Annotated in this window: 16 protein-coding genes; 3 read left to right on the plus strand and 13 right to left on the minus strand. The window is 63.4% G+C overall.

Features of this window, described 5'->3' with window-relative positions:
- Positions 1-18: 18 nt before the first annotated feature.
- The 13 genes from cheD to KT882_RS22595 form a co-directional block, all read right to left on the minus strand.
- Positions 19-618, minus strand: coding sequence for a chemoreceptor glutamine deamidase CheD (gene cheD, locus KT882_RS22535; protein ID WP_161073005.1), 600 nt, complete (start codon positions 616-618; stop codon positions 19-21).
- Positions 619-636: 18 nt separating this feature from the next.
- Entirely contained in the window at positions 637-1,467 is an 831-nt protein-coding gene (locus KT882_RS22540; protein WP_228893364.1) for a CheR family methyltransferase, read from the minus strand.
- A 53-nt stretch (positions 1,468-1,520) separates the two neighbouring features.
- Positions 1,521-3,227: a methyl-accepting chemotaxis protein gene (locus KT882_RS22545; RefSeq protein ID WP_161073007.1), complete on the minus strand. Its 1,707-nt coding sequence runs from the start codon at positions 3,225-3,227 to the stop codon at positions 1,521-1,523.
- Between the two features lie 78 nt (positions 3,228-3,305).
- Positions 3,306-3,797, minus strand: coding sequence for a chemotaxis protein CheW (locus KT882_RS22550; protein ID WP_161073008.1), 492 nt, complete (start codon positions 3,795-3,797; stop codon positions 3,306-3,308).
- A 58-nt stretch (positions 3,798-3,855) separates the two neighbouring features.
- A complete protein-coding gene (gene cheA, locus KT882_RS22555; protein ID WP_228893365.1) occupies positions 3,856-6,054 on the minus strand; it encodes a chemotaxis protein CheA in 2,199 nt (732 codons plus the stop codon).
- Positions 6,055-6,092: 38 nt separating this feature from the next.
- Positions 6,093-6,458 carry a response regulator gene (locus tag KT882_RS22560; protein WP_056396897.1) on the minus strand — a complete coding sequence of 122 codons (366 nt, stop codon included), beginning with the start codon at positions 6,456-6,458 and terminating at the stop codon, positions 6,093-6,095.
- Between the two features lie 49 nt (positions 6,459-6,507).
- Positions 6,508-7,056, minus strand: coding sequence for a chemotaxis protein (locus KT882_RS22565; RefSeq protein WP_161073010.1), 549 nt, complete (start codon positions 7,054-7,056; stop codon positions 6,508-6,510).
- Positions 7,057-7,123: 67 nt separating this feature from the next.
- A complete protein-coding gene (gene motB / locus KT882_RS22570; RefSeq protein WP_161073011.1) occupies positions 7,124-8,077 on the minus strand; it encodes a flagellar motor protein MotB in 954 nt (317 codons plus the stop codon).
- A 60-nt stretch (positions 8,078-8,137) separates the two neighbouring features.
- A complete protein-coding gene (gene motA, locus KT882_RS22575; protein ID WP_228893366.1) occupies positions 8,138-8,998 on the minus strand; it encodes a flagellar motor stator protein MotA in 861 nt (286 codons plus the stop codon).
- Between the two features lie 94 nt (positions 8,999-9,092).
- The gene (locus tag KT882_RS22580; RefSeq protein ID WP_161073013.1) at positions 9,093-9,860 is read right to left on the minus strand and encodes a class I SAM-dependent methyltransferase; all 768 of its coding nucleotides are present in this window, start codon (positions 9,858-9,860) and stop codon (positions 9,093-9,095) included.
- 40 nt (positions 9,861-9,900) lie between these two features.
- Positions 9,901-10,443 (minus strand): flagellar transcriptional regulator FlhC, encoded by a 543-nt coding sequence (flhC, locus tag KT882_RS22585; RefSeq protein ID WP_161073014.1) that lies wholly within the window; start codon positions 10,441-10,443, stop codon positions 9,901-9,903.
- A 40-nt stretch (positions 10,444-10,483) separates the two neighbouring features.
- A complete protein-coding gene (gene flhD, locus KT882_RS22590) occupies positions 10,484-10,801 on the minus strand; it encodes a flagellar transcriptional regulator FlhD (RefSeq protein ID WP_057157943.1) in 318 nt (105 codons plus the stop codon).
- 226 nt (positions 10,802-11,027) lie between these two features.
- On the minus strand, positions 11,028-11,339 hold the full coding sequence (locus KT882_RS22595) for a hypothetical protein (RefSeq protein WP_161073015.1): 312 nt from the start codon (positions 11,337-11,339) through the stop codon (positions 11,028-11,030).
- On the opposite strand from KT882_RS22595, the gene kynU reads away from it, so the two are divergent.
- Genes kynU through KT882_RS22610 form a run of 3 tightly spaced genes read left to right on the plus strand, consistent with a single transcriptional unit; the run spans position 11,338 to position 14,103 of the window.
- Positions 11,338-12,588, plus strand: coding sequence for a kynureninase (gene kynU, locus KT882_RS22600; protein WP_161073016.1), 1,251 nt, complete (start codon positions 11,338-11,340; stop codon positions 12,586-12,588). The two genes, KT882_RS22595 and kynU, sit on opposite strands and share 2 nt — an antisense overlap.
- A 10-nt stretch (positions 12,589-12,598) precedes the next feature.
- A complete protein-coding gene (kynA, locus tag KT882_RS22605) occupies positions 12,599-13,507 on the plus strand; it encodes a tryptophan 2,3-dioxygenase (protein WP_228893367.1) in 909 nt (302 codons plus the stop codon).
- A gap of 53 nt (positions 13,508-13,560) precedes the next feature.
- On the plus strand, positions 13,561-14,103 hold the full coding sequence (locus tag KT882_RS22610) for an RBBP9/YdeN family alpha/beta hydrolase (protein ID WP_228893368.1): 543 nt from the start codon (positions 13,561-13,563) through the stop codon (positions 14,101-14,103).
- Positions 14,104-14,165 lie beyond the last annotated feature (62 nt).

Genomic DNA, 14,165 nt, shown 5'->3' on the forward strand with positions numbered 1-14,165 from the left:
TAAAACTTTCGTATTAAGTCAGAACAGCTCGATCTCGCCGGCCACCGGCTGCTTCTTCAGGCGGCTGGCGTATTCGATCTCGCGTTTCGCCAAGGTGTCGTTGTGCGACTGCATCAGCTTCTTGACCAGCACCTTGCCGGTGCGCGGAAAAAAATACACCTTGCGCGGGTAGATGTCGTTCAAGTCCTCGGCCACGATGCGGATTTTCTCGTTGCGCAAAAAGGTCTGCACGAAGGCGGCGTTGCGCTCGCCCACGTTGATGGCGGTGAAGCCCTTGAGCACCGCGCCGCCGCCGAACACCTTGGCCTCCAGGTTGTCGCGCCGCGCGCCCGCCTTCAGCAGGTCGTTGATCAGGATCTCCATGGCGTAGGTGCCGTAGCGGGCCGAGGCCGAAATCGGGCTGTTCGGATCGCTGCCGCCGTCCGGCAGCATGAAGTGGTTCATGCCGCCCAGGCCGCTCACACGGTCGCGGATGCAGGCCGAGACGCAGGAACCCAGCACGGTGACGATCAGCATGTCCTTGGCGGTGAAATAGTATTCACCCGGCAGGATTTTGGCGGCGTCGCAGTCAAAGGTCCGGTCGTAGTAGACGTTGGTGGCAAATTGTTCTAAATCCATGGCGCGCCCTTAGGGTTTCTATCTTTTGTCCAGCTCGTACACGGTCTTGCCGCGCAACTTCAGCGAGTCGGACACATAGAGGAAATTCTCGGAGTGGCCGGCGAACAGCAGCGCGTCCGGCTTCATCAGGGGGACGAAGCGGGACAGTATTTTACGCTGAGTCGCCTTGTCGAAGTAAATCATCACGTTGCGGCAGAAGATCACGTCGAAGGGGCCGGTCACCGGCCACTGGTCGCCCAGCAGGTTGAGCTGCTTGAAGGTGATCATATTGCGCAGCTCGGGACGCACCCGCACCATGCCCTCCTTGTCGCCCTTCCCCTTCAGGAAAAAGCGGCGCTGGCGCTCGGGCGACATCTTGTCCAGCCGGTCCATGGTGTAGACGCCGTTGGCGCCGGCCGCCAGCACATTGGTGTCGATGTCGGTGGCGATAATGGTGGCCGGCGGCGTGAGCGTGTTGAACGCTTCGCACAAGGTCATGGCGATGGAGTACGGCTCCTCGCCGGTGGAGGCGGCTGAACACCAGATGGTCAGGTCGCGCTTGTTCTTCACATGCTCGGCCAGCAGCGGGAAGTGGTGCGCCTCGCGGAAAAAGGACGTCAGGTTGGTGGTCAGGGCGTTGGTGAAGGATTCCCACTCGTCGCCCAGCCGCCCCGCCTCCAGATCGTCCAGGTATTTCATGAAGGACGAGATGCCGGTGGCGCGCAAACGGCGCGCCAGGCGGCTGTACACCATCTCCTGCTTGCTGTCGGCCAGCGAAATGCCGGCCCGCTTGTAGATCAGGCCCCGGACCCGCTCGAAGTCCTTGGAGTTGAAGTCAAACTCTTTGACGGTGTCTTTAGATTGCGGCATTTGTAAACCCTTAAAACGAACTGCCTGGAACAATGCCTGCTAGGGCGCCCTGCTTAGAACTCTTCCCAATCGTCGCCAGGCGCGGCCGAGGCCAGCTTCTTGGCGGGCTTGGGCGCTGCCACCACGGCGGTGCGCGCTGCCGGCTTGGGTGCGGCCGGCTTGGGTGCAACGAACTTCGGCTTGGGCGCGGCGGCGCGCGGCGCATGCATCGCGTCGCTCGAGAGCTTGAAGATGCTGACCGCGTGCGCCAGGTTCTGCGCCTGCTCCTGCATGCTCTCGGCCGCCGCGGCGGCTTCCTCCACTAGGGCCGCATTCTGCTGCGTCATCTCGTCCATCTGCGTGATGGCCTGGTTCACTTCCTCGATGCCGTTGCTCTGTTCCTGCGTGGCGGCGGTGATTTCGCCCATGATATCAGCCACCTGCTTGATCGAGGTGACAATCAGCTCCATGGTCTGGCCGGCTTCGTCCACCAGGCGGCTGCCCGCATCGACCTTGTCGACCGAATCGCCGATCAGTTCCTTGATCTCCTTGGCCGCGCCGGCCGAACGCTGCGCCAGGTTGCGCACCTCGGAGGCCACCACCGCGAAGCCGCGTCCCTGCTCGCCCGCGCGCGCCGCCTCGACGGCCGCGTTCAGCGCCAGGATGTTGGTCTGGAAGGCGATGCCGTCGATCACACCGATAATATCGACGATCTTGCTGGACGAAGCCTTGATCGAGCCCATGGTTTCCACCACTTGCGACACCACCGAACCGCCCTTCACCGCCACCGACGAAGCCGAGACGGCCAGCTGGTTGGCCTGGCGCGCATTGTCCGCGTTCTGCTTCACGGTGGAGGTCAGTTCCTCCATCGACGACGCGGTTTCCTCCAGCGAGCTGGCCTGCGACTCGGTGCGCGAGGACAGGTCGGCATTGCCGGAGGCGATTTCCTGCGAGGCCACGGTAATGGTCTCGGTGCTGGTGCGCACGTCGGACACGGTGCGCACCAGGCTGTCGTTCATATCCTTGAGCGCCTGCAGCAGCTCGCTGGTCTCGTCCTGGCCTTCCACCGTCACTTGCGAGGTCAGTTCGCCGCCGGCCACTTTCTGCGCCACGGTCACCGCGCCTTGCAGCGGGCCGGTGATGGAGGTGGTGATCAGGATGGCGCCGAACACGCCGATGGCCACGGCCACGCCGCCCATCACGAACAGCATCACCATCAGCTGGGTGTCGGCCGAGACCGAGCCTTCCAGCACATTGGTGGCGGCCTTCTGCTGCATGTCCACCAGGCCGTTCAGGGCCGCCAGCGTCTGCTGGTTCAGCGGGTCGATGCGGCTGGCGATCACTTTCGCCGCGCCTTCGCTGTTAAACGCCAGCACCTGGCCGATGGCTTCCTTGAAGGCCGCGTCCACGTCCTTGTCCAGCGCGGCGATATCGCTCAGCGCTTTCTTTTCCGCGTCGTTCAGGCCCAGGCTTTGCAGTTTTTCGCGCGCCGCGTCGTAGCGCTTGCGCTGCTCCTTGACCTTGTTTTCCTCCTTCTGCATCAGGCTCACGTCCGACTGCAGGCCGATATTGCGCATGGCGATGCCGGTTTCCAGCATGGCGCTTTTCATGGTGGCCGCCTGCAGCGTCTTGGCCGTGGTCAGTTCCAGTCCGGTGCGCAGCTGGCCCTTGTTGCGGTAGTTCAGCACGTTCGTCAGCAGCACCATCGCGACCAGGATCAGCAAAATGCTGCCGAAGCCCAGCCGCAGGCGGGTACCAATTTTAAAGTCGCGTAAGTTCATCTCTATCTCCCTGTTTTTTTATTGCGCGGCGGCGCTGCCTCTCCGGGCGTTCACCGCCGCCGCTGCTGCTGCGAGGTCTTACGCAGCCAGCTTGTCGATCAGGCCCATCTCGGGGCTGGACATCAGCTTGTCGATGTCGACCAGGATCAGCATGCGCTCGTCGATGGTGCCCAGGCCTATCATGTACTCGGTGCTGAAGGCGGTACCCATTTCCGGCGCCGGCTTGACCTGCTCCGGCATCAGCGTGGTCACGTCGGACACGCTGTCGACCACCATGCCGACCACGCGGCCGTTGATGTTGAGGATGATGACCACGGTGAACTGGTCATACACCGGCTCGCCCAGGTTGAACTTGATGCGCATGTCCACCACCGGAATGATGATGCCGCGCAGGTTGATCACGCCCTTGATGAATTCCGGCGCGTTGGCGATGCGGGTCACCGCCTCGTAGCCGCGGATCTCCTGCACCTTCAGGATATCGATGCCGTACTCCTCTTTGCCGAGGGTGAAGGCGAGGAATTCGCGGCCGGCGATATCGTGGTTGCCGGCGTTCTGGATTGCGTCTGACATGATGGATTCCTTCTGGCTAAGTTACTTACTGATGTACTGACTTAGTGTATTGGTTTATTTACGAAAAAATGGATTCGTCCGCGAGTTGGCGCGACGAGCGTATCAACGCCGCCACATCCAGGATCAGCGACACGCCGCCGTCACCCAGTATGGTGGCGCCCGAGATGCCGGCCACCTTGCGGTAGTTCGACTCCAGGTTCTTCACCACCACCTGCTGCTGCCCCACCAGGTCGTCGATGAACAGGGCCGCCTTGCGCCCTTCCGTCTCCAGTATCACCACCAGGCCTTCGGCCGGGTCGGTGAAGCGCGGGGTGATCTCGAACATCTGGTACAGCGGGATCAACGGCAGGTACTCGCCGCGCACTTTGATCACCTTGCCCTTGCCGGAGATTTCCTTCACGTCCTCCGGCGCCGGCTGCATCGACTCGATGACGAAGCCCAGCGGCAGGATGTAGATCTCCTCGCCCACCTTGATCGACATGCCGTCCAGGATCGCCAGCGTGAGCGGCAGCGAAATCGAGATGGTGGTGCCGAAGCCCTTGGCCGAACGGATGTCCACGGTGCCGCCCATGGCGGTGATATTGCGCTTGACCACGTCCATGCCCACGCCGCGGCCGGACACGTCGGTCACCTGCTCGGCGGTGGAAAAGCCCGGCGCGAAGATCAGCTGCCACACTTCGGCGTCGCTCATGGTGTCGGTCACCGGCAGGCCGGAGGACTTGGCCTTGGCCAGGATCTTCTCGCGGTTCAAGCCGCCGCCGTCGTCCGACACTTCGATGATGATATTGCCGCCCTGGTGGCTGGCCGACAGGAACAGGCGCCCCGCGTCGGTCTTGCCGGCCGCGCGCCGCACCTCGGGCATTTCAATGCCGTGGTCGATGGAGTTGCGCACCAGGTGGGTCAGCGGATCGACGATGCGCTCGATCAGGCCCTTGTCCAATTCCGTGGCCGCGCCGTTGGTGATGAAGTCCACCTTCTTGCCCAGCTTGGCCGCCAGGTCGCGCACCATGCGCGGGAAGCGCGAGAACACGAAGTCCATCGGCATCATGCGGATCGACATCACCGCTTCCTGCAGGTCGCGCGTGTTGCGCGTGAGCTGGCTCACGCTGTTGAGCAGGCGCTCGTGCACCATGGGGTCCAGCGTGTCCACGCGCTGCTCTATCATGGCCTGCGTGATCACCAGCTCGCCCACCAGGTTGATCAGCTGGTCGACCTTCTCGATCGACACGCGGATCGACGACGATTCGGCGCCGGCGTGGGCGGCCGGCTTGTCGACCTCCTTCTTCACCACGGCGGCCTTCTTCTCCTCCTCGGCCGGCGTGGGCACGGGTTCGTCCTTGATGCCGGCCTTGGCGCGGATGGCCTCCACCGGCTCGAAGAAGCCGTAGCCGCGCGCGTCGTCCGCGCCGGCGGCCGCGTCGGCGCGGATCTGCTCCAGCGGCTGGAAGAAGCCGTAGCCCTGGCCGGCGGCAGCGGCGGCGGCAGGCTTGGCCGGCTCGGGGTCGAAGAAGCCGTAGCCCTGGTCGTTCTCGACGCGGGAGCGCTCGGCGCTCTCCAGCGCGTGCTGCTCCGGCGTGAGCGCGGGCAGCTCGGAAATCTTCATGTCATCCGGATTGAGGATGAAGGAGCAGATCGAAATAATGTCGTCCAGGCTCTCGTGCGTGGTCACCACCAGCGCGGTGCGGCCGCCGTCGAGCGGCGTGGTCGTGACGGCGCCCAGCAGGCCCACCTCGGCCGACAGCGCGTTGATCTCGCGCTGCTCCATCTGCGGCAGGTCCAGCCGGTAGCGGCGCCCGCCGCTATGGTCCACGGCGTCCTCCTGCGGCGCGCTGTGGAAGGACGGCGCCACGTGCGACAGCGCGGCCACCACGTCCTGCGACAGCGATTGCAGCATCATGCGCACGTCCGCGACGGCGTCCTGGTCCACGGCCGAACCGAGGCGGTGGCCGTCCAGCTGCATCTTGAGGATGTCCTTGGCCGCCAGGAAGGCGTCCACGTGCTCCGAGGTCAGCGCCATCTCGCCCTTGCGGATGCGGTCCAGCAGCGTCTCCAGGATGTGGGTCACTTCCGTCATGTCATTCAGGCCGAACGTGCCGGCGCCGCCCTTGACGGAATGGGCGGTGCGGAAGATCGCGTTCAGGTCTTCTTCGGTGGGCGCGGCGATATCCACCGCCAGCAGCAGCCGTTCCATTTCAGCCAGCAGCTCCTCGGCCTCGTCGAAAAAGACCTGGTAGAACTGGCTAATGTCGATGGTCATGGCGAGACTCCATCAAGTACTAAACACATGGCAGCCCCTTAGCCAATAACTTTTTTGACAACCTCGATAAGCCGCTGCGGATCGAAAGGCTTGACCAGCCAGCCATTGGCGCCGGCGGCGCGGCCTTTCGCCTTCATCTCGTCGGACGATTCGGTGGTCAGCATCAAAATTGGCGTCTTCTGGTAGGTCGGCAGCTCGCGCAGCAGCTTGATCAGCTGCAGGCCGTCCATGCGCGGCATGTTCTGGTCGGTCAGCACCAGGTCCACCGCCTGCTGCTTGGCTTTTTCCAGGCCGTCCTGGCCGTCGACCGCTTCCACCACCTGGTAGCCCGCCGCCTTCAGACTGAAGGCCACCATCTGGCGCAGGGAGCTGGAATCGTCAACTGCAAGTATTGTTTTAGCCATTATATTTTCTCGCTATTTCAAAGGTGTTAATTCAAGGAGCGGCGCGGGCTTAGAACAGCTCGATGTCGCCGCTTTCCAGGTGTTTTTGGCTTACCGCCTTGCGCAGCACGCTGCGCAGCTCCAGGCTCTGGATCGCCAGCGCCATGCTGACCTTGCCCAGCAGGTCCACGATCTCCTCGCTGCCGCTGTCGGGCACCATCTCGGCGCCGTGCGCGCCCAGCGTGCCGAGGAACTCGCGCAAGCCGGTCACGCGCTTGAGCGTGCGGTCGATCAGCTGGCTGGTCATGTCCTGGAACTGCATGCTGGTGACGGCCGCGTTCACATAGGTGCCCACCTGCTCGGACAGCGCCGACAGTTCGGCCTTCTGTTCGGGCGAGGGCGAGCCGCCGTCCAGCAGCAGATTAATGGCGGCCTGTTGCGCCGTCACCGTTTCATGGATGGCCATGAAATTGCGCGACAGCTTCTCGATGGCCTCCTCCAGCAGCAAGTTGGTCTGGATCAGGTCCGTCTCGACTTCCGTCAGGTGGCGCTTCCCGTGGTCCGACACGCCCGACAGCAGGCGCTTTACATGGGAACCCAGGATTTTTTTTCTCGTCATATTCAGTCTCGTTCTCAATACCCGCCGTGGTGCGGCGTTGCTACTTCTTCGTTGCTGCTTTGGGTTGCTACTTTTTGCCGGCGGCCGGCGCGGGCGCCGCCGCGGCGGCCGCAGCTGCATTGGTGGCGTCGGTGTCGGTGCCGACGTCAAGCTTGGCGCCGTCGCGCGACACCGCGTCCTCGGTCTTCTTGTTCATCACCACGATGCTGATGCGGCGGTTGATGGGGTTGAAGGGGTCGAGCCGGTCCAGGTGCACCGCCGAGGCCAGGCCCACCACGCGCAGGATCTTGGTGTCGGCCATGCCGCCGGCGATCAGCGCGCGGCGCGAGGCGTTGGCGCGGTCGGCCGACAGTTCCCAGTTGCTGTAGCCGGCGTCGGTGAAGTACGGCGTGGAGTCGGTGTGGCCGGACAGGCCTATCTTGTTGGGCACGTCGTTCAGCACCACGCCGATCTCCTGCAGGATTTCCTTGGTGTAGGGCTGCAGCTGGGCGCTGGCCAGCGCGAACATGGGCCGGTTCTGCTCGTCGACGATCTGGATGCGCAGGCCTTCGCTGGTGAAGTCCAGCAGCAGCTGCTTCTTGTACTTGGCCAGCAGCGGATTGCTCTCGATCTTGGCCTCGATCTTTTCCTTCAGCTTTTGCAGGCGCTCGGTTTCCTGGCGCTCCAGCTCGGCCTTGGCTGCGGTCAGGTTGAAGGTCTTCTTGCTGACGGTGGGGTCGTCGGCCAGCTTGACCTGGCCTTCCTTGCGGGTCAGGTCCTTGCCGCCGCCGGGGATGACGGACGAGCTGTCGCCGCTGCCCGAGCCGCCCTGCATGGCCACCTTGAGCGGGGTCTTGAAGTACTCGGAAATGCCGTTCAGGTCGCCCTTGGTGGTCGAACCCAGCAGCCACATCAGCAGGAAGAAAGCCATCATCGCCGTCACGAAGTCGGCATACGCGATCTTCCACGCGCCGCCATGGTGCGCATGGCCGCCCTTCTTGATGCGTTTGACTACTATCGGCCGCAAGCCCTCGTCAGCCATGGAGTTTCCTTAGTGTTTCCATAATTCAATAATAATACTGATAATACGCCATGCCGGGGCTTATTTGGTCTTGGATTTTTTGATGTGATCCTCTAGTTCGGAGAAAGTAGGACGCTCGGTCGAGTACAGCACTTTGCGGCCGAACTCGATGGCCAGCGCCGGCGCGTAGCCGTTCAGGCTGGCCAGCAGTGTCACTTTCACGCACTGGAACATCTTGGTTTCTTCTTCCAGCTTCTGCTCGTGCAGCGAGGCCAGCGGGCTGACGAAGCCGTAGGCCAGCAAGATACCCAGGGAGGTGCCGACCAGCGCCTTGGCAATCAGCAGGCCCAGCTCGGACGGCGGAATGCCCACCGATTCCATGGTGTGCACCACCCCCATCACGCAGGCCACGATGCCGAACGCCGGCATGCCGTCGCCCAGCTTGGCGAGCGCGCCGGCCGGCACCATGCCCTCGTGGTGGTGGGTGTCGATCTCGTTGTCCATCAGGTTTTCGATCTGGAAGGCGTCCATATTGCCGGACACCATCAGCCGCAGGTAGTCGGTCATGAACTCGACTATGTGGTGGTCTTCCAGCACCGACGGGTATTTGCTGAACAGCGGGCTGTCGCTGGGCGAGTCGATGTCGCCTTCGATCGACATCAAGCCCTCTTTGCGCACCTTGGACAACACGTCGAACATCAGCGACATCAGCTCCATGTACAGGTCTTTGGTGTGGCGCGAACCGCGCAGCAGCTTGGGTACCGCCGCCAGCGTGGCCTTGATGGCCTTGCTGTTGTTGCCCACAAAAAAAGCGCCGATTGCGGCGCCGCCGATCTGCAGCAATTCCACGGGCTGGAACAGCGAGGCCAGGTGGCCGCCCGCTGCGGCAAAACCGCCGAACACGCAACCGAGGACGACAAAATATCCAAGTATGACTAACAAGAGTGCCAGCTCCGAAAAAAGATAGAAAAACGCTAAATTAACAGGTAGAACTACAATAGCGTGAGACAGGGGGAGCGGGCAAGCAAAAGACGCGTTAAAAGCGCCAGACGTAGAGCGCGGGGCCGTGCTCTGTGGTAACTATGGTCTTGACGGGCGGACGGGCGTGGATCTCGAATTCATAACTGATGAGCAAGCTGCCGGGCCGCATTTCCACCTCGGCCTTGGCCCACAGCCCGCTCATGGCGGCCGGCGACAGATAGGCGAACACCATGTCGTAGTCGCCGAAATCGAGCAGTTCGTAGTCGCCGCGCACAAAGCTGGCGCGGCTGCCGGCCAGCGCGGCGCGCAGGCGCGAGTACAGCCAGGGCAGCGGCGCCAGTTCGATGCCGGTCACCTGCGCGTCCGGCCGCGCGCGCGCCAGGTGCAGCGCCATGCCGCCCATGCCGCTGCCGATGTCGATCAGGCGCAGGCCGGGCTGCGGCGGCAACTCGGCCACCACCGCCGCCCACACGGCCGGGCCGGACGGATACAGCGGCACCTGGGTGCGGTAGGTGGACCAGAACAGGCCCATCAGCACGATGAACACTATTAAATAGAAAGCCGGCGGCAGCGCCAGCATGCTCGCGCCCAGCAGCGCCAGCGGGAACAGCAGCTGGATCAGGCGCCACCACTGGGCCAGGCCGTAATGCACGGTCAGCAAGGCGGCGATCAGGCCCTGCACCACGGCCACGTCCGCCAGGCCGGGCTTCAGGCCCAGCGTGGCCAGCAGATAGGTGACGGCCAGCGTGAGCGGGTAGGCGCCGGCCTGGATCAGGGCGGCGCGCAGGGCCGGGACGCGCGCAAGCCGGCGCAGGTGCATCATGCCCTGCCCCGGCTTGCGAGGAAGATGGAGACTGGATGGTTCAAGCGGCGAGCGCGTCTTCTTTGGCTTTTTTGGTCTTGCCGGCGCGCGAAGGCATGTGGCACAGGCCGCAGACATAGCCACCGTGCAGGTCCATGGTGTTGACCACGAACTTGCCCTGGCACTTGCCGCAAGGGGCCAGCTTCAGCATGTCGCTATTAAAGAAGCGCACCAGGGTCCAGGCGCGGGTCAGCGACAGCACCGCTTCCTGGCCGGGTTCGGGCGGCATTTGTTCGAGGTAGAGCTGGTAAGCCTTCATCACGGCCTGGATGCCGGTGGCGCCGGCGTGCAGCACCAGGAAGCTGTGGATGTTGATGAACAGCGAGGAATGGATATTCGGCTGCCAGGTGAGGAACCAGTCGGTGGAGAAAGGCAGCATGCCCTTGGGCGGCGACACGCCGCGCAGCTCCTTGTACAGCTTGAGCAGGCGTTCGCGCGACAGCGACACTTCCGATTCCAGCAACTGCAGGCGGGCGCCCAGGTTGATCAGCTCGATGGCCAGCTGGATTTCCTGCGCTTCGGTGACGACGCTTTTCTTGCTCATGGTGTGCTCCTGGGGACCTGGCTGGGCTTAAAGACGGATCTTAAGCGATTTCTTCTGCTGGCTGGCCGGCCATCAGGATGGCGGCGTGCGACTGGGCCAGCGAACGGTCTTTATTGTAGTTGGTCAGCATGCCCAGGATGGCGCCGTCGTCGAAGCGGAAGCGGGCCAGCATCATGTTGCCGCCTGCCAGTTTCAGGATCTGGGCGTTGCTCATGCCTTCGATCAGTTCGGCGATGTCGGCGGAGATGCCGAGGCGGAAGATGGCGGTCACTTTGTCAGCGCGGATCATCTGCTGAGCCAGCATCAAGTAGCTCAGGTTTGCATCGCGGATCTCAGCCATCATGTCGTTCGCAGTCATTTCCATCTCCTCGTTTGCACTCGTTAGTAACGCATTTGCGTTTCCGTTGAGATACATTCTGCTGGAGCGGACACAGCAAGAAAAGCGGACGGTGGCTGTATTTGGAGTCGGGAAATGGCGAACGCACCCTGTCAGCGTTTGTCTGACAAACGCAGGGCGGTCATAGTGCAACGCCAGTGCTGGCGCGGGTTTCAGGCATTCTTGCTTGCAAGACAGAACCTTGTTTTCAGGCAAAAAATAGAGGGGTAATATGACTCTTTTTTGCTACATCTAAACCGGTAACGGCAGGGTTTTCAGGAACTTTAGGGTCAAAACCAAAAATTTTTAAAAAATTTTGAAGTTTTTCGCCCGCCTTTTTGGCCTGCTGGAGGCGCTTTGCGGCGCATCTTAAACAGGGTAACGGCAGCGATTTTGGGAACTTTAGGGTTTTTTTGAATTTTTTTTGAAAATCTTCAAAAAAATTCCGGAGCGGCCTGGCGGCCTCAAAAGTTGCTACACTTCGCCTTCCTGTATATACATTAAGCTTCAAGTATCCCATGACCACACGCAACGATTGCCTGACCCGCGACGCGCAAGACCCGCTCGCCTCCCTGCGCAGCCAGTTCGACCTGCCCTCCGGCGTGATCTACCTGGACGGCAACTCCCTGGGCGCCCGGCCGAAAGCGGCGCTGGCCCGCGCCCAGGACGTGATTAGCCGCGAATGGGGTAAAGACCTGATCACCAGCTGGAACACCGCCGGCTGGTTCGACCTGCCCAAGCGCCTGGGAAACCGCCTGGCGCCGCTGATCGGCGCGGGTGGGGATGAAGTAGTTGTCACCGACACCACATCGCTGAACCTGTTCAAGGCGCTGGCCGCCGCCGTCCACCTGCAGGCGCAGACGCCCAAGAGCGCCGCCCGCCGCGTCATCCTCACCGAGCGCAGCAACTTCCCGACCGATATCTATATGGCGCAGGGTCTGTCCAACTGGCTGGAGCGCGGCTACACCGTCAAGCTGGTGGACAGCGTGGAAGAGATTCCGGCCGCCATCGACGCCGACACGGCAGTGCTGATGCTCACCCATGTGAACTACCGCACCGGCTACCAGCACGACATGGCGGCCCTGACCGCCCTCGCGCACGCGCGCGGCGCGGTGGCGGTGTGGGACCTGGCGCACTCGGCCGGCGCGGTGCCGGTGGACCTGAACGGCGCCAACGCCGACTTCGCGGTCGGCTGCACCTATAAATACCTGAACGGCGGCCCCGGCGCGCCGGCCTTCATCTGGGTGCCGAAGAAGCACCAGGCCACCTTCACGCACCCATTGTCCGGCTGGTGGGGCCACGCCGCCCCCTTCGCCATGGCGCCCGGCTTCGCGCCCACCGACGGCATAGGCCGCGCCCTGTGCGGCACCCAGCCCATCGTCTCGCTGGCCATGGTGGAATGCGGCCTGGACGTGTTCGGCCAGACCAGCATGGCCGCCATCCGCGCCAAATCGCTGGCGCTGACCGACTTGTTCATCGAACTGGTGGAGGCGCGCTGCGGCGGCCATCCGCTGGGCCTGGTCACGCCGCGCGAGCACGCGCAGCGCGGCAGCCAGGTCAGCTTCACGCACCCGCACGGCTACGCCGTCATGAGCGCCCTGATCGCGCGCGGCGTGATCGGCGACTACCGCGAACCGGAAATCATGCGCTTCGGCTTCACGCCGCTGTACACCAGCTACGCCGACGTGTGGGACGCGGTCGAGATCCTGAAGCAGATACTGGACAATAAAGAGTACGACGTCGCCGCCGAACGCGGCGCGGTGACCTGAGAAAGCAGCCATGAGCGACAACAAAGACATTCCCAGCGGCTGCCCCATGCACGCCCCCGCAGCAGCCGCACCCTCCGGCGAAGCAGGCGGTGCAGGCAACGCACAGTGGCACGGCGCCCAGATGGACTTCAGCAAGTCCATGAGCTACGGCGACTACCTGGGCCTGGACCGCATCCTCACGGCCCAGCACCCGCTCTCGCCCGAGCACAATGAAATGCTGTTCATCGTGCAGCACCAGACCAGCGAACTGTGGATGAAGCTGATGCTGCATGAAATGCACGCCGTCTGCGCCAATCTGCAGGCGGGCGAGCTGTCGCCCGCGTTCAAGATGCTGGCCCGCGTGGCCCGCATCATGGACCAGCTGGTGCACGCCTGGGACGTGCTGGCCACCATGACGCCGCCCGAATACACGGCCATCCGGCCCTACCTGGGCGCCTCGTCGGGCTTCCAGTCCTTCCAGTACCGCGAGATCGAATTCATCCTGGGCAACAAGAATGCCGCCCTGCTCAGCGTGCACACCACCGCGCCGGAAAACCACGCCGTGCTGGAGCAGGCGCTGCGCGCGCCCTCCGTGTACGACCACGCCGTCCAGCTGCTGGCCCGCAACGGCCTGCACATCGCCCCCGAGCGCCTGGCGCGCGACCCCAGCCTGCCCACGGAAGCCGACGAGTCGGTCAAGGAAGCCTGGCTGGCCGTCTACCGCGACCCGGCCAAATACTGGGCACTCTACGAGCTGGCCGAAAAGCTGGTGGACCTGGAGACCGCGTTCCGCTTCTGGCGCTTCCGCCACGTCACCACGGTCGAGCGCATCATCGGCTTCAAGACCGGCACCGGCGGCACCGCCGGCGTGAGCTACCTGCGCAAGATGCTGGACGTGGTGCTGTTCCCCGAGCTGTTCTCCCTGCGCACCGCCCTGTAATTCCGCATTCCATGCAATACTGGCGTAATTGCCAACTTTTGCATGGAGATGTCATGGATTTCGCAGTACTCACCCTGGCCGGCCTCTGGAATTCGGGGGCGCAGCACTGGCAGACGCACTGGGAAGCCAGGCACGGCTGGCAGCGCGTGCCGCACCGCGACTACGAGACGCCGGACCGGGATGAATGGGTGGCGGAACTGGATGCGGCCATCGCGCTGTGCGAGCGGCCGCCGGTGCTGGCGGCGCACAGCCTGTCCTGCTCGCTGGTGACGCGCTGGGCCGCTTCCGGCTCCCGGCACCGGATCGCCGGCGCCTTCCTGGTCGCGCCCAGCGATACCGACGCGCCCTCCTATCCCGATTGCACCACCGGCTTCCAGCCCATGCAGCTGGCGCGCCTGCCCTTCCCCAGCATCGTGGTCTCCAGCAGCGACGACGTGTACGTGAGCGACGCGCGCGCGCGCCAGTTCGCCGAGGCCTGGGGCAGCCGCTTTGTCTCCATCGGCCCCGCCGGCCATATCAACGGCGACGCGGGCTACGGGCCGTGGCCGGAAGGTGAAGCCCTGCTGCTGGAGCTTTGCGAGCAAACCCAGCGCTAAGCCGGACGGGCTGATACCGCAGAGCATTGGAATATTGCAATCTTTACATTATTTGGCGTGCG

It is taken from the genome of Pseudoduganella aquatica, assembly GCF_020865585.1.
In the GTDB taxonomy this organism is placed as follows: Bacteria; Pseudomonadota; Gammaproteobacteria; order Burkholderiales; family Burkholderiaceae_D; genus Rugamonas; species Rugamonas aquatica_A.